The organism is Saccharibacillus endophyticus (assembly GCF_013185185.1).
Classification (GTDB): domain Bacteria; phylum Bacillota; class Bacilli; order Paenibacillales; family Paenibacillaceae; genus Saccharibacillus; species Saccharibacillus endophyticus.
On sequence record NZ_JAAZWE010000003.1, the window covers coordinates 317,241 to 338,327 of the forward strand.

At 54.5% G+C, this 21,087-nt stretch carries 18 protein-coding genes; 14 read left to right on the forward strand and 4 right to left on the reverse strand.

Features of this window, described 5'->3' with window-relative positions:
- Positions 1–11: 11 nt before the first annotated feature.
- From HRQ63_RS12710 to HRQ63_RS12745, 8 genes are read left to right on the forward strand one after another with little or no spacing between them, the layout of a single operon-like run.
- Positions 12–488: a hypothetical protein gene (locus tag HRQ63_RS12710; protein WP_229714176.1), complete on the forward strand. Its 477-nt coding sequence runs from the start codon at positions 12–14 to the stop codon at positions 486–488.
- Positions 485–1,642 carry a CehA/McbA family metallohydrolase gene (locus tag HRQ63_RS12715; protein ID WP_172244168.1) on the forward strand — a complete coding sequence of 386 codons (1,158 nt, stop codon included), beginning with the start codon at positions 485–487 and terminating at the stop codon, positions 1,640–1,642. The genes HRQ63_RS12710 and HRQ63_RS12715 overlap by 4 nt, the downstream gene beginning before the upstream one ends.
- Positions 1,642–2,394: a glycerophosphodiester phosphodiesterase gene (locus tag HRQ63_RS12720; protein ID WP_172244171.1), complete on the forward strand. Its 753-nt coding sequence runs from the start codon at positions 1,642–1,644 to the stop codon at positions 2,392–2,394. The genes HRQ63_RS12715 and HRQ63_RS12720 overlap by 1 nt, the downstream gene beginning before the upstream one ends.
- Complete coding sequence (locus tag HRQ63_RS12725) at positions 2,379–3,530, forward strand: LacI family DNA-binding transcriptional regulator (protein ID WP_172244174.1); 1,152 nt, start codon at positions 2,379–2,381, stop codon at positions 3,528–3,530. Before HRQ63_RS12720 ends, HRQ63_RS12725 begins: the two co-directional genes overlap by 16 nt.
- Positions 3,506–4,330 (forward strand): ABC transporter permease, encoded by an 825-nt coding sequence (locus HRQ63_RS12730; protein WP_172244177.1) that lies wholly within the window; start codon positions 3,506–3,508, stop codon positions 4,328–4,330. The genes HRQ63_RS12725 and HRQ63_RS12730 overlap by 25 nt, the downstream gene beginning before the upstream one ends.
- A gap of 25 nt (positions 4,331–4,355) precedes the next feature.
- Positions 4,356–5,402, forward strand: a complete 1,047-nt coding sequence (locus HRQ63_RS12735) for an ABC transporter ATP-binding protein (protein ID WP_172244180.1) — start codon at positions 4,356–4,358, stop codon at positions 5,400–5,402.
- 14 nt (positions 5,403–5,416) lie between these two features.
- Positions 5,417–6,592, forward strand: a complete 1,176-nt coding sequence (locus tag HRQ63_RS12740; protein WP_172244183.1) for an extracellular solute-binding protein — start codon at positions 5,417–5,419, stop codon at positions 6,590–6,592.
- Between the two features lie 47 nt (positions 6,593–6,639).
- A complete protein-coding gene (locus HRQ63_RS12745) occupies positions 6,640–7,479 on the forward strand; it encodes an ABC transporter permease (RefSeq protein ID WP_172244186.1) in 840 nt (279 codons plus the stop codon).
- A 333-nt stretch (positions 7,480–7,812) separates the two neighbouring features.
- On the opposite strand, the gene HRQ63_RS12750 is transcribed toward HRQ63_RS12745, so the two are convergent.
- Entirely contained in the window at positions 7,813–8,841 is a 1,029-nt protein-coding gene (locus HRQ63_RS12750; protein WP_172244189.1) for a helix-turn-helix transcriptional regulator, read from the reverse strand.
- 141 nt (positions 8,842–8,982) lie between these two features.
- On the opposite strand from HRQ63_RS12750, the gene HRQ63_RS12755 reads away from it, so the two are divergent.
- Positions 8,983–9,471: a VOC family protein gene (locus HRQ63_RS12755; RefSeq protein ID WP_172245062.1), complete on the forward strand. Its 489-nt coding sequence runs from the start codon at positions 8,983–8,985 to the stop codon at positions 9,469–9,471.
- A 282-nt stretch (positions 9,472–9,753) separates the two neighbouring features.
- Here the strand turns inward: HRQ63_RS12755 and nagA are convergent, their stop codons facing one another.
- The 3 genes from nagA to HRQ63_RS12770 are packed head-to-tail and all read right to left on the reverse strand — an operon-like array spanning position 9,754 to position 12,733.
- A complete protein-coding gene (gene nagA, locus HRQ63_RS12760; RefSeq protein ID WP_172244192.1) occupies positions 9,754–11,148 on the reverse strand; it encodes an N-acetylglucosamine-6-phosphate deacetylase in 1,395 nt (464 codons plus the stop codon).
- Positions 11,145–11,870 carry a glucosamine-6-phosphate deaminase gene (gene nagB / locus HRQ63_RS12765; RefSeq protein WP_172244195.1) on the reverse strand — a complete coding sequence of 242 codons (726 nt, stop codon included), beginning with the start codon at positions 11,868–11,870 and terminating at the stop codon, positions 11,145–11,147. Before nagB ends, nagA begins: the two co-directional genes overlap by 4 nt.
- Positions 11,871–11,872: 2 nt before the next feature.
- Positions 11,873–12,733: a MurR/RpiR family transcriptional regulator gene (locus tag HRQ63_RS12770; RefSeq protein ID WP_172244198.1), complete on the reverse strand. Its 861-nt coding sequence runs from the start codon at positions 12,731–12,733 to the stop codon at positions 11,873–11,875.
- A 223-nt stretch (positions 12,734–12,956) separates the two neighbouring features.
- Between HRQ63_RS12770 and HRQ63_RS12775 the strand changes: the two genes are divergently transcribed.
- From HRQ63_RS12775 to HRQ63_RS12795, 5 genes are all read left to right on the forward strand, one after another.
- Entirely contained in the window at positions 12,957–13,553 is a 597-nt protein-coding gene (locus tag HRQ63_RS12775; RefSeq protein WP_172244201.1) for a YdeI/OmpD-associated family protein, read from the forward strand.
- A 156-nt stretch (positions 13,554–13,709) separates the two neighbouring features.
- Complete coding sequence (locus HRQ63_RS12780) at positions 13,710–15,746, forward strand: glutaminase family protein (protein ID WP_483407256.1); 2,037 nt, start codon at positions 13,710–13,712, stop codon at positions 15,744–15,746.
- Between the two features lie 166 nt (positions 15,747–15,912).
- Positions 15,913–17,946, forward strand: coding sequence for a GxGYxYP domain-containing protein (locus HRQ63_RS12785; protein ID WP_172244207.1), 2,034 nt, complete (start codon positions 15,913–15,915; stop codon positions 17,944–17,946).
- 604 nt (positions 17,947–18,550) lie between these two features.
- Entirely contained in the window at positions 18,551–19,726 is a 1,176-nt protein-coding gene (locus HRQ63_RS12790) for a GntR family transcriptional regulator (RefSeq protein WP_172244210.1), read from the forward strand.
- 359 nt (positions 19,727–20,085) lie between these two features.
- The gene (locus HRQ63_RS12795) at positions 20,086–21,087 is read left to right on the forward strand and encodes a carbohydrate ABC transporter permease (RefSeq protein ID WP_188525548.1); all 1,002 of its coding nucleotides are present in this window, start codon (positions 20,086–20,088) and stop codon (positions 21,085–21,087) included.

The following is a 21,087-nucleotide window of genomic DNA, read 5'->3' on the forward strand; positions in this document are numbered from 1 at the left end:
GGAAAGGCAAGGTGAACGCATTGAAGCTGCTGGATACGCAAGGACGCGTAACGCCGGAGGATTCACGGACGCATATTCGCATTCCTTTTGAACTGAATACAAGCTGCAGCCGATTGAATTTCCGTTTTGAATATGCGCCGAAGGTGCTGGAAGATCGGGAACAAGCGGTGAAGCTGCTGCAGGATAGTTATGAAATCTACATATTGCCCGAGCAAAGAGAACAAGCGAACGCGCGGGCGGAACGGCATCTGCCCTTGAAAAATCTAATTACGCTTTCGCTCGATGATGCGCAAGGTTATCGCGGGGCTTGCCATCGTCATGATCCTTTGCAGGAACTTTTTGTGTCGCAGCATGAGGCTTCTCCAGGATTAATGGCGGGCGAGGTTGCTGCGGGATCGTGGAACGTGACGCTGAGCTTGCACTGCATCGTGACCGATATCTGCGATTACCGTTTGCAAATCTGGACGCCAGAGGAGGCCGACGCATGAAGTGGATCGCTTGCGAACTGCACACCCATACGCTGCATAGCGACGGGCGGCAGACGCTTCAGGAATTGGCGGAAGGTGCGGCCCAGTTGGGCTTCGACGCCATTGCGCTAACGGATCATAATACGATGTCCGGGCTGGTCGGCAAGGAAGAGGTAGAGCGGGAGTATGGATTAATCATTGTACCGGGGATGGAATGGACGACCTTTTACGGGCATATGGTGACGATCGGCCTGAGCGAATATGCGGACTGGCGAGAGGCGATGCAGCAGGATATCGACCGGGGGATTGAGAGCGTACATCGCCTTGGAGGGATTGCGGGACTTGCTCATCCCTTCCGAGTCGGAAGCCCGGCTTGTACCGGATGCTTTTGGGAATATGAGATCGGGGACTGGAACGCGGTGGATTACATCGAAGTCTGGTCCGGCACCTTCCCGTCGATCCAGACCGACAATCATCGGGCGTACCGGTTATGGACGGACAAGCTGAACGAAGGCTACCGCATCGCAGCGACTTCGGGTCGAGACTGGCATGTTCAGAGCGATACGGATGAGCCGATCTCGGTCACGTATTTGGAAGTCGGAGATGCGGCCTGCGCGAAGCAAGACGGATCGGACATTCAGGCGGATATCGAAAAAGGCGCATCCGAGAGCGAACAGGAAAGCTTTGCGATCCCGGAGGTTGCATTGATTCAAGCGCTGCGCGAAGGACGCGCTTCGGTCACGATCGGTCCGCTGTTGTCGATGGTGTTGGAGGCCGCAGGCGAGTCGTATCGAATCGGTTCCGTGCTGCCTGTAACGAAGATGAACGAATCCGATGAAAAAATGACTGCGACGATCACTGCGAAGTTATCGGTCGATTTCTCGGTTCGTCCCGGTCAATGGTCGCTAGCTGAACAAACCTTCAAGCTGAAGCTATGCTCAAACCTGGGCGAAGAAATAGCGGTGAATGTAATCGATTCGACTCAACAGTCCAACGATACAGGCACGCTTCATCCGAAGTTCGAAACGTCGATCGAGCTTCCCGTGCTTCCGACCGACCTTTTCCGCAAATGGCTGCGCGCCGAGCTTTGGGGAACCGTGCAGGGCGCACATACGCGAATCGCTTTTACCAATGCCGTTTACTTCGAATCCACGGCTGAAGGAGGTGCTGACTAATGAATGTTTTTCCGTTAATCACGGCTCATACGGGCTGCATGGGACACGCCGCCCATTCGCTGGAATCGCTTTGCGCGGCATTGAAAGTGGGGGCCGACGTATACGAGGACGACATTCGCGTGACCCGAGACGGAGTTCCGGTACTGGCGCATGACGACGAGATTGCGCTGCCAGGCGGAAAACGCGGAAGTTTGGCGGCAATGACGCTGGAAGAGCTTAACGAAGCATTGAATCCGCCGATTCTTGAATTAGCGGATATCCTGAACTGGATTCGTACGGCAGGACGCACCATGAATCTCGATATCAAAACGGATGATGCGCTGAAACCGACGGCAGCTCTGGTCAAACGAATGGAAATGACGGATCGGGTGTTCCTCAGCGGGTGCGGACATGAACGTGCCGATCTGGCTGAACGCTCCGGTATTGCGCTTCGCAAGCTGCTCAATATCAACGTCGACAGCTTCCGAAGCCTGAGCTATGCAGAAGCCGTGCAGCAGGCTTGCCAAGAAGCGAGCCGGACCCGCTGCTTCGGATTGAATCTTCCGCATCAGGCGGTCAAGCCGGAACTTTTGGAAGCGGCAAAACAAGCCGATCTGGCCGTGTATGTCTGGACCGTTTCCGAGACGGAAGACATGCGGCGGTTTGCGGAGTGGGGCGTCGATTCCATTACGACCCGCGACCCGGAGAAGCTGATCGCGGTGCGAGACGAGAAGAACGGCGCAGAGGAGAGAACGGAGTGGACACAAAGCTGAGTTACAGTTTGCGGGAGCTCGCGCAGTTGGCCGGCGTATCGAAATCGACCGCTTCACGGGTTATTTCCGGCAACGGCTACGCGAGTCCCGACGTCCGGGAGCGCGTGCTGAAAGCGGCGGAGGAACTGCGCTATAAGCCTAACGCGGTGGCCCGGGCCATGGTTGCCAAGCGCACCTACAATATCGGGGTGATCGTGTTCCGCGACAAACTTCCGATCGTGTCGCATACGTTATACGGCAAGATCGTGGACGAAATATTGATGGCGGCGGAAAATCTCGGCTACTCGATTTTTCTCAAAACCGATCGGGAAATGTCACTGCGTTCCATGGACTATATGCTGGAACAGCGTGTCGACGGATTGATCTTGATCAGCCGTCTGCGCAAGAACGTGATCGATTACGTGAAAAAGTTCAACATCCCTTACATTATGGTCAACGGTTCGACGGAAGATCCCGACGTCGTGCATCTGGTGAGCAATGACGAAGCAGGCGGAGAGCGGGCGGCCGAGCATCTGTACGATCAGGGACATCGCGGATTCTTTATCGTCGCGGGTCCGGTGGAACATCGAAGCCACTCGCTGCGGTTGTCGGGCTTTTTGAACAAGTTGGGCAGACTGGACGACAGAAAAAGAACGATTGCCGAAGAGGATAGACAAAGCGGTCAAGGCAGCGACGGGATCGTGGATGAAACTTCGACAAAAGCCGAGGACGCTAGCCGGATCTCGATCGTGACAGTCGCGGAGTCGCCGGACTCCGGCTTCGACTCGGGCGTGCGTCTGATGGAAGAACGATACGAAGAGTTCCGTTCCGGCGGTTACACCGCATTGTTCGCCACCAACGATATGCTTGCGCTGGGCGCCATGAAGGTGCTGTTGGAAAATGGCGTACATGTGCCGGAAGACGTGTCCGTCATGGGTTACGACAACACGGATCTCGGCGGCATGTACCATCCGGCGCTTACGACCGTCAGCGTGGACGCGGCCGGGCTAGGTCGGGACGCCGTTGCGATTTTGGATCGGATGATCGGCGGGCAAGAGAATGTGCCGCGCCTGATCGAATACGAAAGCGAAGTGATCGCCCGTCGATCAACGAGAGGAGAGGGGAACGGCACATGCTCTGGTATTGGAAACACGTAGGAATGCGGCGGATCGTCGAATTCGTTTTGCTGACGGTCCTCGCGATCTTTTTCGCAGGCCCGCTGGTCAATCTGCTCGTACTCGCGTTCAGCGAGAAATGGAATTACCCGGACGTCCTGCCTCAGGTCTGGGGGTTCAAGTGGTGGGAATTCGTACTGGCAAAGGATGATATCGTCTCGTCGATCTCGTTGTCCTTCCTGATCGCCACGCTGGTCACCATCCTGTCCATTGTCGTCTGTATTCCGGCCGCTTATGCCTTTGCCCGAATCCAATTTCCGCTCAAGAAAATATTCCTGTTCTCGTTTCTGTTGACCAATGCGTTTCCGAAAATGGGGCTGTACGTCTCGATCGCGGTGCTGTTTTACAAGATCGGATTGATGAATACGCTGCTCGGCGTCGTGCTGATCCACATGATCAACGTCCTGATGTTCATGACCTGGATTCCGACGGCCGCGTTCCGCAGCATCCATCGCGCTCAGGAAGAATCGGCCCGCGACGTCGGCGCAAGTCCGTTCAAAGTGTTCCGCAGCGTCACGCTGCCGATGGCAATGCCGGGCATCGTGGTTGCTTCGATCTTCACTTTTCTGAACTCGCTCGACGAAGCGCAGGGGACTTTCTTGGTCGGCATTCCCGATTACAAAACGATGCCGATCGTCATGTACTCGATTATCTCCGATTTCCCGAGCAGCGCGGGCGCCGTCTTTTCAATCATTTTGACGCTGCCGACGATCATTCTTCTTGTTGCAGCGCAGCGTCTGGTCAGTGCGGACGTGCTGGCAAGCGGTTTTCAGATGAAATAATAGAAACGACTAAAGGAGGTTCATCATGCAGTTATCCATACGGGAGCTGGCCAAGCGTTACAAAACGGGCGACGGCGTCAGCGGCATCAACATTGAGATCGAGAAGGGGGAACTGGTCACCTTGCTCGGGCCTTCGGGCTGCGGAAAAACGACCGTTTTGCGCAGCATCGGCGGATTTCTCGAACCGGATTCCGGCGATATTCTGATCGAAGGACAGAGCGTCATCCAGCTTCCGCCGGAAAAACGCCCGACTTCGATGGTGTTCCAAAGCTATAATCTGTGGTCGCATATGTCCGTCTACGATAATCTCGCCTTCGGCTTGAAGATCCGCAAAATGCCGAAAGCCGAAATTCGCGCAGCCGTGGACGAAGCGCTCAAGCTGGTCCGCCTGTCCGGATTCGAGAAAAAATATCCGGCAGAGCTGTCGGGCGGCCAGCAGCAGCGCGTAGCCTTGGCGCGGTCGCTGCTGCTCAAACCGGCGGTGCTGCTGCTGGACGAGCCGTTCTCGGCGCTGGACGCCAAGCTGCGGCACGAGATGCGCGAAGAACTGCGGGAGATCCAGATGAAAACCGGCCTGACCATGGTCTTCGTCACGCATGATCAGGAAGAAGCGCTGTCGCTGTCGGATCGCATCATCGTCATGAATCACGGGCGCATCGAACAAATTGCCAAACCGCAAGAGATTTACGATGCCCCCGCTTCTCTATATGTCGCAAGCTTTATCGGCAAGATGAATTTCCTGGAGGGGGTGGCGGAAGAGGGGAGTATCAGGATCGGAAAGCTTCGTTTGCCGAACGACAAGGATCTGCGCGGCCGGATCACGGCAGCCGTTCGTCCGGAAGACGTGCAGCTCGGGGAACAAATCGTGGGCGATAACATTCTGCCGGGCAAGATCAAGCAGGTGATGATTTTGGGGCATTACGCCGAAGTTACGGTGGAGTTGGCCGAGTTCGGCATCATTCGCGCTTTTCAAAGCAAGGAAGTCGTGCAGCATATGCAGTCGGGTCAAGAAGTCGGCGTCTGTATCTCGAAAGCGGCCGGATTCCCGGTCGAACAAGCGAAAGCCATTTGAGGAGGATGAAATTCATGCGGTTGAAAAAGAAGTCCTGGTTGACGTTGTTGTCTGTTGCGGGTGTATCGATGTCTTTGCTGGCAGGTTGCGGAAACGGAAGCGGCGGCGAAAATGCGACTGCGGCGGCGGAAGGCAGCGGTGCGGCAGCATCGGGCGAGCCGACTTCGTTTAACTTCTACTTCACAGGCTCCCAGAACGTCAAAGATCTGTGGGATTCGCTGGAGCCGATGTTCGAAGAACAGCATCCGGAGATCGACGTGAAGATGGTCTATATTCCGTCGGGTACAGGCGCGGAACCGACCTACGATCGCATCATGGCAGCCAAACAAGCCGGCAAAGGCTCGGGCGGCATCGATTTGTACGAAGACAGCATCACGACCGTCGCGCAGGGAACGAAAGACGGCGTCTGGACGCAGCTCAGCGACTCCGATATTCCGAACTTGAGCAAAGTCGACGCGAACGTGATGAAAGACGTCGACAACTACGCGATTCCGTACCGTTCTTCCGCCGTCGTGCTCGCTTACGACAGCAGCAAGATCAGCAATCCGCCGACGACGCTGGACGAGCTGATCGACTGGATCAAAGCCAACCCGGAACAATTCGCCTACAACGATCCGTCGACGGGCGGTTCGGGTAGCTCGTTCGTGCAAACAATCGTGTACAAGGATCTGCCGGAAGAAGACATCCACAACTCCGATCCGTCCGTCATGGAGAAGTGGGAAGCCGGCTTCAACACGCTCAAAGAAATCGGTCCTTTCACGTACGGCGAAGGCATCTATCCGAAAAAGAACCAGGGCACGCTCGATCTGCTCATGAACGGCGAAGTATCGCTGATTCCGGCTTGGTCGGACATGGTGCTCCAGCAGTTGAACGAAGGACTGCTGCCGGATACGATCAAAATGCAGCAAATTACCCCTGGCTTCAACGGCGGACCGACTTATCTGATGGTCAACCAAGAGTCCGACAAGAAAGAAGCCGTCAACACCTTCCTCGATTTCGTTCTGTCGCCGGAAGCGCAAGCCGTTGTCGTGGATAAAATGAACGGCTTCCCGGGGATCGAGCTGTCGAATATGTCGCAGGACATGCAGGATAAATTCGCAGGCGTATCCGAAGGCTTCCGTACGTTCAACATCGGGGATCTGGGTACGGAAATCAACAAACGCTGGCAGAGCGACGTCGCCGCGCAATGAGTACGAAAACCGCGATCAATCCAAGAGGAAAAGGGGCCTCGCGAACGATGAGCAAAGAGTTCAAGCAGTCGATCCTGGGCCTGGCGATGGTGCTCCCCTCCTTCGCCATCCTCCTGATCGTCGTCATTATCCCGATCGTTCAATCGTTCGTCATGAGCCTGAGCAACGGCGAGGGCGGATACGATCTGAGCCGGTACGCGTACCTGTTCACCGACAAAGGGATGCGCAGCAACATTATCTTCACGCTGCGCATCACCGCGATTACCTGCGTACTGGTGCTGCTGGTCAGCTACTCGCTGGCGATCTATATGCGTTTCAATCAAGGCCCGGTGGTCGATCTGATCCGCAAAACGTATATGATCCCGCTGTTTATCCCCGGCGTTATCGCGACGTACGGCCTGATCAACCTGCTGGGCAACCACGGCTGGATGGCACGAATGCTGGAAGTGATCGGAGTGGAGCTGCCGCGGATCATCTTTGACGAAAAAGGGATCATTATCGCGAACCTTTGGTTCAATATCCCGTTTACGACGATGCTGCTCAGCTCCGCGCTGTCCGCGATCCCGTCTTCGGTAATTGAGAGTGCGAAAGACGTCGGCGTGGGGCGGTTCACGCTGTTTACGAAGTTCATTTTGCCGCTGTCGTATAAAACGTTCATGGTTGCCGTGACCTTCGTGTTCATGGGCGTGATCGGCTCGTTCACCGCTCCGTTCCTGATCGGCGCCAACTCCCCGCAGATGCTGGGCGTGTCGATGCAGCAGGTATTCAGCGTGTTTCAGGAAAGAGAGCAAGCCGCGGCAATCGCGTTCTTCTCGTTCCTGTTGTGCTCGGTGCTGGGGGCGTTCTATATTCGCTCGATGACGGTGGAGGAGAAGGGGAAAGTTTGAGGGAGCGCCGGGAGGTTGTGTTTCGGTCGCGTGTGCGAGGGAAGCGGAAAGACTCCGAGAGAAATTCGTTAGCGAACGCTTACGAAGTGGCTTTCTACGAAAGCCTCTAGGTCGCGTGTTGAAATTAAGAAACGGATTAAATTTTAGCAGAAGTTTCTCAATTTCAAAGGCGAACATTTCATTCCTTCACTAAATTTCTCTCTCCGTCTTCCCGCTTCCAGTTACGTTAGAATTTTTTGATACATTAAACGTGCTCTTTTATGGAGCGCGTTTTTTTGATGTTCTTTTCAATGAAAAGAAAGGGCAAGTTTGTTTTTGTTTGGTTGAGAGATTTTATAATTGCTCGATTAATCGTAGATAGTAATCTCGAAGTTGGTTGCGCAGGTCATCGGGTTCGAGAATGCGGATCGTAGAGCCGAAGTCGGCCAAGAAGGCGAGCATGAAATCCGTTTCCTGCGGTTCGTAGGTGCCGGACAGTAAGGCGTCGACTGATGGGTCGTCCGGGATGTCGAGCTTCATCGACGGATATAAGCTGCGTCGTAGTCGGGTGACGGAATCGGGAGAGACGGAACAGCGAAAAGGGATGGCTTCGGGTGACGGTTGGCGCAGGGTATGAGCATCGCGCAGATCGAAAGGAAGTAGGTCCGGGGTCTGTTCGTCTGTCGTTGATTCGGTAGATAGCACGCGATCGCAGCGGAAAACGCGGTATTCCTTTTTGTCCAGATCGTAGGCGCGGCAGTACCAGTAGCCGCGTGCGGCGTAGACGGCGAAAGGCTGGATGCGGCGAAAAGGCGGAAGAGCGTCGATCGAGTCGGCTGTTTGTTCGCATTCGGGATTTAGCTCGCTTTTTGCTGCATTCGTGCGGGGTGCTGGGGTTCTTGCTTTTGCCGAATAACGGATCTTCAGCACCTCTCCCCGTACCGCCGATTGCAGCAGTTCCTCCAAATACTCGCCGGGCTCGGCCGATTCGTCAGGGTAGAAAGCGATCCGGTGCTCGAAACGTTCGATCTGTTCGCGCTGCTGCTCCGATACGACATCCAGAAATTTCGCGTGGATCGAAGCGAACGAAACGCGAAACGGATCGCCGGAAAGACTGCGCAGCGCCTGCATGGCAAAGTACAGCGAAAGCACTTCGTCATTTGTAAAAGAAACAGGCGGAAGCGAGGCGGTGTCGAGCACACGATAGCCGCCGAGCCGGCCGTGTTCCGCGAACAGCGGCAGGCCCAGTTCTTCGAGCGATTGAATGCTGCGTACGGCGGTGCTGCGGGAAATCTCGAATTCGTCCATCAGCTCGCGCAAAGTGAAACGTCGTTTGCGGTAGGCGTAACGCTGCATGGCGTTGAGGCGTTCGGCTTTTTTCATATGAACCTCCTTCAGGGACGGCATCATTGCAGGTAAAAAATATGGAGTATTAAGCAAAGTATGCGAAAAATAGGTGTCATAAATTGAAACCTTTTACCGATATGATGCCAGTGTAACGCATATTCGAAGGAGGAACAAATGATGAATACGAACGAAAACCAAGATCAAGCGAAAAAGGCGGCAGAGGTTCAGGCAGAGGTAATTCCTTTTCTTTCGCTCCATGGGCAGGCCGCGGAAGCGATCGAATTTTACGAACGAAAGCTGGGCGCGGCAGTGCTGCTCAAGGTCAGCTATGCGGATATGGCGAAGCGGGATGAAGGTTTCAAGTATGCGGCAGGCCAAGACGAGTGGATCACGCATTCCGTGCTGCAAATCGGCGCCAATAAGATTATGATCACGGAAGAAGAGATGGATACGACGAGAGCATGGAGAGCAGGGAACGACTTTTCGCTTTGTCTTCAATCTCGCGATCATGACACGATTGTCGAGTTTTATAAGCAGTTAACCTCGGATGAACGGACGACGGTATTGGTTCCGTTAACCGCCAATTCGTTTAGCAGCGGTTACGGCATCGTGCGTGATCCTTTCGGCGTGGTATTTCAGTTTACGGTGACGCAGCATCAATTTTGAACAATCGCATTGAAAAGCAAAATAACGGGCGCAGGAAGACTTTAGCGTCCGTTATTTTTATTTGAATACCTGCAAAAATCCATTTATTTCAGATCCGTCGGATATATTTTTCGAAATAACTGCGAATATCCATTTAATTAAGACTAAAGGTGACAAGGTAGTCGGTTTAGTCCGAAATAACTGGATATATGTCTTTATTTCATACGTAACGATAATTTTTATCGAAATAACTGGATTTATGCTGTTATTTATTTGACGATTGCTTTTTGCTGGATACTGCCACTACCCGATCTTTCGCCCTTCGGCCCATACGCCGCGCAGTTCCAGCGCGGCGTCCATCAGGACGAAGTCCGCCCGTTTGCCCGGCTGTATGGAGCCGGTTGTCTCGTAGATGCCGGCCTGGCGGGCCGGGGCGCCGCTGGCCGCATCGGAGGCGCGTTCGACGCTGAGGCCGACTTGCCCGATCAGGAAGCGGAAGCCTTCCGCCATCGTGAGACGGCTGCCTGCGAGCGCGCCGCCCTGCGTGAGGGCGACGCCGTCTTTGACGACCACGGGCAGGTCGCCGAGGAAATAATCCCCGTCGCCGAGACCCGCAGCGGACATGGCATCGGTGACGAGGACGAGATTGCCGTCCGTTTTCACTTTCGCCAGCAGCTTGACCGCGCCGGGATGCACATGAATCCCGTCCGCGATCACTTCGGCGACGATACCGTCGCAGCCGAGCACGGCTCCGGCCGTTCCCGGCTTGCGATGATGCAGCGGCGTCATCGCGTTGAACGTATGCACGGCATGGTTCAAGCCGGCCTCCACGGCGGCCAGCACTTCTTCATAGCTGGCGTCGGTGTGGCCCAGCGCCGCCGTAATGCCGTTCGCGCGCAACCACGCGATCGTCTCGAGCGCGCCTTCGCGCTCCGGTGCCAGCGTGAGCTGGCGAATCAAGCCCGGGAAGCGGGCTTCCCAGTCTTCCAGCCAATCCGTGCGCGGCTCGGAGATATGCTCCGGGTTCTGCGCGCCCGGCCATTGCGGGCTGATAAACGGCCCTTCCAAATGCACGCCCTCGATGCTCGCGCCAGGCATCTCGCCTTTCGAACGATAAGCCCAGACGGCTTCCAGCACACCGTCGATCATGTCGCGCGTCGCCGTCATGGTCGTCGCCAGCATCGACGTGGAACCGTGCGAGCCGTGGAACTTGGCGATAGTTTCCAGCACGCCGGGCTTTCCGGCGTCCATGAAGTCTTCGCCCATTCCCCCGTGGACATGAATGTCCACGAAGCCCGGCAGCAGCCAGCCGCCGTGCGCGTCGATCACGCGAACGTTTCCGGCATCGACCGCCGAACTGCCGCTTGGCGTCCCGGCTTTTGCCGCCTTGACCGCCGAGCTCCCGCTTTCTGCATGTCGCTGCGCAGAATCGGCTGCCGCCGCGATGTCGGCTGCATCTCTCTGCGCAGAATCCGCTATGCCCCCGGACGCCGCTTGCCCCTGGCCGCTGCCGCTATACGCTCCGCCCGCTTCTTCGCCGTTTTCCCCGCCTGACGGCGACACCGATACGATCCATCCGTCGATCGCTTCGCAGATCCCGTTTTCGATCACGCCCTGCGGCGTCACGATCCGCGCGTTGACGAAGCGGATCACGCCTTTTTTCTCCGCAAACTGTCGATCCGGCAGAACTCCGCTCATTTCGCCCACGCTCCTGCCGCTTCATCCATCAGCACGACCAGATTCGGATGCAGTTGAAGCAGCGAAGCCGGACACTGCGTCGTAATCGGTCCGGTTAACGCTTGCTGCGCAATCTTCGCTTTGGACGCGCCGCGCACGACAAGCATGATCTGCCGCGCTTTCATGATGCCCGCGACGCCCATCGTGATCGCCTGCTTCGGCACGTCCTGCTCCGAATCGAAAAAGCGCGCGTTCGCTTCGATTGTCTGCCGCTGAAGCATCGCCGCATGCGTACCCGCGATCAGCGAATCGTCCGGCTCGTTGAATCCGATATGCCCGTTATGGCCTAAGCCCAGCAGCTGCAAATCGATCCCCGCGTCTTCGAGCATCGCGTCGTAATAATCGCATTCCTGCTCCAGATCGACCGCGAGCCCGTTCGGCACATGCGTGTTCGCCGGGTCGATATCGACGAGATCGAACAAATGCGTATTCATGAAACAGCGGTAGCTGGCCGGATGGCTGCCCGACAACCCGACATACTCGTCGAGATTGTAAGAGCTGGCTTTGGCAAAGCTCACGCTTCCGCTTCGGTGCAGTTTGACCAGCTCTTCGTAAATGCCGATCGGCGTGCTTCCGGTTGCGAGCCCCAGCGCGGCTTTCGGTTTGATTTGCAGCAGGCTTGCGATCAGGCCGGCACCGGCGCGGTTCAGGTCTTCTTCGGTACGGAACGTCAATAAATTCATGGTTAAGCACCTCCGGAGGGTTTGAGATACTGGCGGACATTATGATAGGACTGTTCGAGCATCGGCACGTATTCTTCGAAGCCTTCGCTGAGAATTCCAGTAAACAAAATGTCGATGACATGCAGCTGCGCGATCCGCGAAGCCATAGCGCCGCGCCGCACGCCTTCTTCCGACGACGAGGTGAACAGCGGAATATCCGCGAGTCCCGGCAGGGGACTGGTCCCGTATCGGGTGAGCGACAACGTCAGCGCGCCGGCGTCTTTCGCACATTGCAGCGCGGCGATCGTTTCCGTCGTTTCGCCCGAGTAGGAGATCGCCAGCGCCACGTCGCCTTCGTTCAGCGTCGAAGCCGACGTGATCTGCATATGGGAATCCGCGAACGCGGTACAGCTTTTTCCGAGCCGGATCAGTTTCTGGTAAAAGTCCTGCGCGACGATCGACGATGTGCCCATCCCGTACAGATCGATGCGCCGTGCGGAACTCAGTGCCGTAACGGCGCGTTCCAACGCTTCGGGATCCAGCAGCCGTGTCGTATCCGTAATCGAGGAGAGATGGTTCGCCTCGATCGCCCGGACGATTTCCTTCAGCGGCCGTCCCGCGACGATATCCTGGTACGTCCCGGCTTCGGCCGGACGCGACAGCTCGCCGATCAGGCGCATTTTAAAATCGGGAAATCCTTTGAACCGCAGCGACTTGCAAAACCGGGTGACCGTAGCCGGGCTTGTGCCGCATTCCGCAGCCAATTCCGTAATGCCCAGACGCTGCACATGCTCGGGATTTTCCGAAACATATTCGGCGAGACGCTTTTCTTGAGGAGAAAAGTGCTCGATTTGTTCCCGTAAAAGCGAGAGGAGAGCAGACATGGAGAACCTCCTTTTTTGAATTGTCCAAGTCGCATATGAAAAATGTTTTCTTTTAAATTAATTAATTGCGAAAATTATTTTCTTCATAGCCTCAGAATAATCCAAAAAGCCGATCAGGGCAAGTCCCGTTGTCATTTTCTTCGTTCTTTTTATAAGGTGTATTGCAGGGGCGGCATGTATAATGAAGGTATCATTCATCCGGTAAAACATGGAGGAACCTACAATGACCCAACATCCAAGCAACCCCAAAGTCGATGCTTTCATGGAACGGTCCGAGCAGTGGAAAGCGGAATTCGTCAAATTGAGAAGCCTCGCCCTGGCAAGCGGAGCGGTCGAGGAGTTGAAATGGGGCCAGCCCTGCTACACGATCGAAGGCCGCAATGTGTTCCTGATCCACGGTTTCAAAGAATACTGCGCGATCTTGTTCATGAAAGGCGCGCTGATGCAGGACGACGAAGGCTTGCTGGTTCAGCAGACGCAAAAGGTGCAGGCCGCGCGCCAGCTTCGTTTTGCGAGCGCCGACGAGATTGAAGCCAAGTGCGAGCAGATCGCGGCTTACCTGAGCGACGCGATCGAGGTGGAAAAAGCCGGACTCAAAGTCGAAATGAAGCCTGTGGAACAATATTCAGCTCCTCAAGAGCTTGAAGAAAGATTCGAGAGCGACCCGATCCTGAAAGAAGCCTTCGAAGCCCTCACCCCCGGCCGCCAAAGAGCTTACCTGATGCATTTCATCGAACCCAAACAATCCAAAACCCGCGAAGCACGGATCGACAAACACGCGCCGCGGATCTTGGAAGGCAAAGGATTGACCGATCGCTGATCCAGCCATTTTGCTATCACTTGATACTTATGAGCGCTTGTTCATGCTATTCCTCTCTGATCTTTGGCTTCCAGGCAGCTCCTCTTACTAATAGGATTTCCTTTCCCGTCTAACCATTGCACTCTAAACTTAAATACTTTATATTAATTATGTTAAATAAAGCATTTATATAAGGAGTGTGCATGCATGAGTGCTATTCGTCCTTCCGCAGTTCCGCTTGTCACGGTTGATCCTTATTTCAGCGTATGGTCGTTCGCAGATCGGTTGACCGATGACCATACCCGTCATTGGACGGGGCAGCGTCACGGGATGACCGGTTTGATCTCGATCGACGGTACGGTTTTTCGCTTTATCGGCCTCGCCGAATCCAACGCTGAGCGGTATTATCCCGAGCCTCCTGCAATGGAGCAGACTCTGATTCGCGTAACGCCGCTGAGTACGATTTACGAATTCGAAGCCGCCGGAGTGCGGTTGACGGTTCGTTTTACCTCTCCGTTACTGCTTGATGATTTGGATGTGCTATCGCGTCCGGCTTCGTATATTCATTTGGAAACGCAATCAACGGATGGCGAGGGGCATGAAGTCACCCTTTATCTCGATACGACCGGTGAATGGTGCGTCGATCAACTGCAGCAAAAAGTGCTGGGCAACCCTGTCGATATTGACGGATTGATTTCTTTGCGACTCGGTCACGAAACCCAGCAGCCGTTAAACCGTTCCGGCGACGATCATCGGATCGATTGGGGCTATTTGTACCTGAATGCGGAAAATGGCGAAGGAACGGAAGGCATGCTCGGCACAGCCGCTCTTCGTAAGTCTTTTATTCGCGGGGAAGAGTTGAAGCCGGAAGATTTATCGACGACTCCGCACAGTGTAAGGGACGATCAGCCCGTGGCGGCGCTTCGATTCGCGCTCGGTTCGGTTGGCGTGTCGCCGGTTAGCCGTCTGGCTGTGTTGGCTTATGACGACGTGTATGCGATGCAATATTTCGGCGACAACCTGCAAGCGTATTGGAAAAGAAACGGGCAAAGCGCGGAAGAGATGATCGAAGCGGCGTTCGCGGAGTACGGTGCGCTTGCCGAACGCTGCGATGCTTTTGACCGGAGGTTGTTGGAAGACGGCGAACAGTCGGGCGGGCAGCGGTATGCGGAGCTGCTGGCTTTGTCTTACCGTCAAGCGATCGCGGCGCACAAGCTGGTGACGGATATCGACGGCGAGCTGCTGTTCCTGTCCAAAGAATGCTACAGTAACGGCTGTCTGGCCACGGTGGATGTCAGCTACCCGTCCATTCCGCTGTTCCTGTTATACTGCCCGGCATTGGTTGAAGCGATGATCCGGCCGATCGTGAAATATGCCAGAAGCGGCGATTGGCCGTTCGATTTTGCGCCGCACGATATCGGGCAGTATCCGCTCGGTAACGGTCAGGTCTACGGCGAAAACAAGCTGGAATACCAAATGCCTGTCGAAGAGTCCGGCAATATGCTCGTGATGGCGGCTTCCGCCTGCTTGGCAGGAGCGAATCGCGAGTATCTGTTGGGACAAATGGATCTGTGGGAATCTTGGGTTCGCTACTTGGTCGAATACGGCCTGGACCCCGAGAATCAATTGTGCACCGACGATTTTGCCGGGCATCTGGCGCGTAACGCCAATCTGTCGGTCAAAGCGGTGATGGGCGTCGCCAGCTTCTCGATTTTGAAAAGAATGCAGGGCGACGCGGCGGAAGCAAACCGGTATTCGGACAAAGCGCGGGATATGGCGAAACGGTGGAGCGAACTTGCGGACGACGGAGATCATACCGTATTGGCTTTCGGACAACCGGGAACATGGAGTTTGAAATACAATCTGATCTGGGACGTATTGTACGGTACGGAACTGTTCGACCCGGCCATTTTCCCGCGTGAAATTGCTTGGTACAAAAACAAACAAAATGCTTACGGTACGCCTCTGGACAATCGTGCCGCTTATACTAAGGCGGATTGGCTCGTATGGGCGGCCTCTTTGGCGGATGATCAACAGGACTTCGCGAAACTGATTTCGCCGATCCGGGATATGTTGAACGACACGATAGATCGGGTGCCGTTTTCCGACTGGACCGATACCGTGACCGCTCGTCAGATCGGGTTCCAACATCGCAGTGTGCTCGGGGGGATCTTTATGAAGTTGCTAAAAGACCGAGGTAGTATGAAGGTTTGAGTGTGTACGCGACATAAGCCAATCGAGCAGCTCGCATCAACAAACCGTTTTTCCTTTTTGGAAAAGCGGTTTTTTGCTATCAAAATATATTGATTATAAATGACATATATGATATGTTTTGTTTGCCTTAAAAATCCTTACCATTCGATTCACAAGGAGGAGAAGCATGAACAGGAAGCATGGTTGGAAAAGGAAAAACGGGTCGGTGTTTGTAGCATTGACGCTGCTCGCAGCATCGTTGGCACTGCCCGGCGTACCCCGAGCCGAAGCGGCCGGGCTCGATTGGCCGTCGGATCAACTGCTCCCGTCGTTTTCGGCACCTGCTGCAACTCTCGATGTAATGGATGTGGTAACCGAGTACAAGTACGATGCAATGGGACCGGATATTCGGCATGAGACCGGTCGCCCGGATGTAAACGGTTGGCTGGCTCAGACTTCGATTGACGCGCCGAACAAATATATGGTGCATGGTCCGTATGCCACCGATGTGGCGGTTGGCCGACATACCGCGTTTTTCGATCTGATCATCGACAACAACACCGCCAATAACGACGTGATGGTCACGCTCGACGTGCGCGATCACGACACCGGGCAAGTGCTGGCAACCCGGGATCTGCGTCGTCAGGATTGGAGTTATGCGTCCGACTATGAACGTTTCCAACTTGATTTCGTGAATCCGACGGCGGGTCATGCGCTGGAATTCCGGGTGTTCTGGCACGGCGCTTCTTACATCAAAGTCGGATCGGTCGGAACGGAATCGCTCGACCGCGGAGAAGAAGCGGCGCTGTTTACGTCCCTCAAAGGCATTGTGAACCGCGAACAGCCTAGAATTTACTCGTATGATAACCCCGTCAAAGGCGAAGAAGGGAAATATAACTGGCTGAACTCGCTGAATCTGGGACATCAGGACGTGGCGGACAACTGGACGCTGCTGACCAAATATCGCAATGAAATCGAAGGCATCGTCGTTTATGATGACAATGTGCCGGACACGCTCAATTTGGCGACGACCATTGCTTCGCTTGAAAAAGGGATCGTCGCGCCGCCGAGTCTGGTCAGCAAGCTGACGGCCGCGCCGTACAATCTGCCGATCCTCGACGACTTGCGCGGCGATTATGCCAACAAGCTGGCCGTGTATCAAGATTTGTACGATAATTATTGGCCGGATCTGCCGCACACCGTGATCGTGGGGCTGAATCCCGATCTGAAAGGCTTCCTGCGCGATTACGCTTCGGCTGTCGGCACGGCGACTGTCTGGCTCGACCCTGCTGTACCTGCTGAGAAAGCATTGCTGCAAGACTTCTTCGGCGACATGCCTTACGGCAGCGGGATCTATATGGGCTGGTGGCCGGCCGAGCAGTTGGGCGTAGAAACGGCGTCCGAATACGGAATCTCGACGATCGCGAGCGACTTCTCTTCCAACCTGACCGTTTTCGGCGGCACGGATCGCAACGTCGACGTGAAGCCGGTTCCGGCCAAGCCGCAGCTCGATGACAAAATCTATGTTTCGCTGATCCTGAGCGACGGCGACAATCTGCAATACATGGAGCATCGTTTTAAAAAGATTTGGGATTCTGCAAACCGCGGCGATATTCCGCTCGGCTGGACCGTCTCGCCCGCCATGCTCGACGCCATGCCGGGGGTACTTGATTATCTCTACGATACCGCCACGGTTAACGATGCCTTGATCGCCGGTCCGAGCGGCGTCGGCTACACCTATCCGAACTACTGGAACAACCAAACGTATCTGGACGAATACACGGCGTTATCCGGCGATTACATGGAACGCGCCGGGCTGAAAGTCGTCACCATCTGGAACACGATCACCGGATCGACGAACCCAAACGTCGGCGAAAGCTTCGCGCAAAATGCGCCGAACCTGCTGGGCATGACCGCGCAGGGCGGAGGCAACGGCAATATCAACGTCTTCGACGGTACGCTGCCGAACCAGGTATTGAATGCGAACTATTGTTACTCCTACGATACGCTGGAGCTCGAGATCAACAACGCGATCGCCGGCTGGGACGGAACCGCTCCTCGCTTCGTGAGCATCCAGGCCAATCCGTGGGACGTCGATTATCAAGACTTTGTCGACGTCGTGGATCACTTCAGTTCCAACCCGGACATCGTATTTGTTCGTCCGGACAACTATTTCCAACTGATGAGGGAGGACCTCGGCCTGCCGATCGATCCTTCTTAAGTTTCAGAGCGGCTGGAAAACCGATCGTTCACTAAAACGACATTTTTGGGAATCCTATTCGGCGGGCAAGCTGAGGGGCGGCGGGAGAAATTCGGTCAAGCCGCTGCTTCACTCGGAAAACTGGATTGGATTTGAATCAGGAAGTTTTCCGAGTTCAAAGGCGTCTTTCCCTGAATTTCTCCCTCTGCCCGGCGCTTTGCTGGGGCGAAAGGCTTCCTAATGCCTTTTGGCTTGGCAAGCCCGGAATGTCCGATTCATGGCCCTCTCTGTTATGCAGCTGCGCTAAATAAAAAGACTCCGGCAAGCCGGAGAACATAAAAAAAGATCGTTGTCGAAGTCTTGATTTTCGATAACCGGAGGGTGCGCGCCAAGCGGCACCCTCTTTCTTTTCTCGACCCGGAAGGCTAGGGATGGGGGAGGGAATTCAGTGAAAGATGCCTTTGAACTCGGAAAGCTACTGCCTGAATCTTCCCGCAACTTTCCGAGTGAGACAGCGCCTTGAACGAATTTCCTCCCTATCCCTCTTGCCTTCCCCCACACCTTTTAATATATTTGTTATAATAAAAATCATTAACCCATGCGTTAGCAGAAAGGAGTCATAGGGATGAATCAGGAGAGAGAACCGCTTTATATTCAGATACAGAATCATTTCAAGGAGCGTATTACATCCCGCGAGCTGGTCGAGGACCAGAAGATTCCGACGGAAAAAGAATTAATGGACGAGTTCGGCGTCAGTCGGATCACTGTGGTGAACGCGCTCGTCGAACTGGCGAAGGACGGATGGATTTATCGGATACCGGGGAGAGGGACGTATATCAAAGGCATTCCGGAATCGCAGATCGCCGATAAAGCAGTTGCCGCGTTTGCGGCCGAGCCGCCGGTTCGCGCCGGGGGAATGCGAATCGGATTGGTTTTTCCTACGCTGGAAGACTACTTCGCGGTCCGGTTGATCCGGGGCGTTACCGATGAGCTTCAAGCCCAGGGCTACTCGCTGCATATTATGCTGACCAATAACTCCAAAGAGAAAGAAAAAGAAGTGATCCGGGAACTGAAAACGACAGTCGACGGGCTGATTATTTTCCCTGTGGACGCGGAAGTATATAACGAAGAGATCATCTCGCTCAAAATGCAAAACTACCCGTTCGTATTGATCGATCGCCATCTGCCGGGTGTGGAAACGAATGTCGTCGCTTCGGACAGTCCGCGCGCTTCCGCGCTGGCGGTGGATCATCTGTGGGAGTTGGGACACCGGAATATCGCGATCTGTACCGACTCGCCGATGATGACCGTGTCCGTAGATGAACGGATTCAAGGTTATTTCGATGCGCTCAAGCAAAAAGGAGCCATGATCAACCCGGCTCTCATTCTCAATGATTTCGAGTTGGACATGGATCAGATCAATCGTCCTGACGCTCCGGCAAAAGAGATCGACGCCACCCATCCGCTGTATCGGTTTATGCAAAATCGCATGGCAACCGCCTACATCGCGCTCAACTGCTCCCTCGGTGTACAAATGCTGTCGATTGCACGCAAAGTCGGCCTGCGAGTTCCCGAAGACATTTCCATCGTCACCTTCGACAATCCTACGCCTTTGTTCGAAGAATTGAGCCTGCTCACCCATATCGATCAATCCGAATATAAAATGGGCTCCGAAGCCGTCAAGCTCCTGATGCAAGCTATCGAAAATGCCAAACGAAACCAAAAAGAATTCCGGAAAATCACTCTCGATCCCCGCCTGGTCACCTGCAAAACGACAGGCCCGGCTCCTTCCGCCGAATAAAAAATGAGGATGCAGCTCCAACTGAGCATGTTTTCTAGGGCGTGCCAAGGTACATGAAGGAACAATCACAAGGCACTGCCGAAACTTTACACGCTTTAACTACAATTCCGGTAAGGACGAAAAAGCAATAAAAGCTTCACCTAATCCAAACTTCCATACATCCAAAAGACCCAAGAGTGCCCGCAACGCGGCACTCTTTTTTCTTTTCCCTACCCAGAAGGCTAGGGATGGTAGAGCGAATTTCCTCCACCATCCCCTCGCCTTCTATTTTGATATTTGACCAATTTAATATAATGAATATAATTAATGATGTAATCTTCGGATAAAATGGTCTGACAACCTAAAGGAGGATCGAATGTATGATAAGCAATGAGGGTAAAGCGGTAGAGCCGGATGGAGGTCAGCTTGCGGTCACGGGGGGATTGCGCAAGTTTCCCCGAAAATCTGCAGTAAAGCGAAGAGACGGCTTGATCGCGGCGATCATTTTAACGCCTATGATTCTGTGGTGGCTGGTGCTGTCGGGTTTTCCGACGCTGTTTGGTTTTGTGCTTGGCTTTTTTGAATGGATCGGCATATCGGACAGTCCCAAGTTTGTCTGGTTCGACAATTACGTTCGCTTTTTCCGAGACCCGCTGTATTATCAGGCGCTATGGCGCTCGATCTGGCTCGGCGGCCTAGTTACGTCGATTACGCTGCTCGCGGGCTTCGGCGCGTCGCTGCTGATGAATATGCCGCTGTTCGGCAAAGGCATCTATCGTTCGGTCTGGTATATCCCGGCCGTGACCTCAACTGTCGCGACGACGCAGATCTTCAACATTTTGCTCGATACGAATAACGGCGTCATCAATAATATTCTGATCTCGATGGGCAAGCCGCCGATCGTCTGGCAATATTCCGTGTTTTGGGGCGTGTTCTGGATCGTGGTCTACTCGGTCTGGAAAGGGGTCGGCGGAGCGGCATTGATTTGGCTGGCGGGACTGCAATCGGTCGATACGGCGCTGTATGAAGCGGCCGATATCGACGGAGCAGGGCGCTTTGCCAAATTAATGCATGTGACGTTGCCCGGATTGAAACCGATTGCAACATATATTGTCATCACGAATCTGATTAGCGCGATCCAGATTTACGAACAGGTGCTGTTTATGACTAACGGCGGACCGTATGGACAGACCGAAGTGCTCGTGTTCCGGATTTACCGCGATGCGTTCTGGGACTTTAACCTGGGTATGGCAGGCGCATCTTCGCTAATCATGGCGGCGATTGTACTGACGGCGACCGTTTTTTATTACCGTTGGTCGACCGTATCGGATCGCAGCATCACTACCCGCAGAAGCCGTAAGATCCGCAAAGGAGGTCTATGA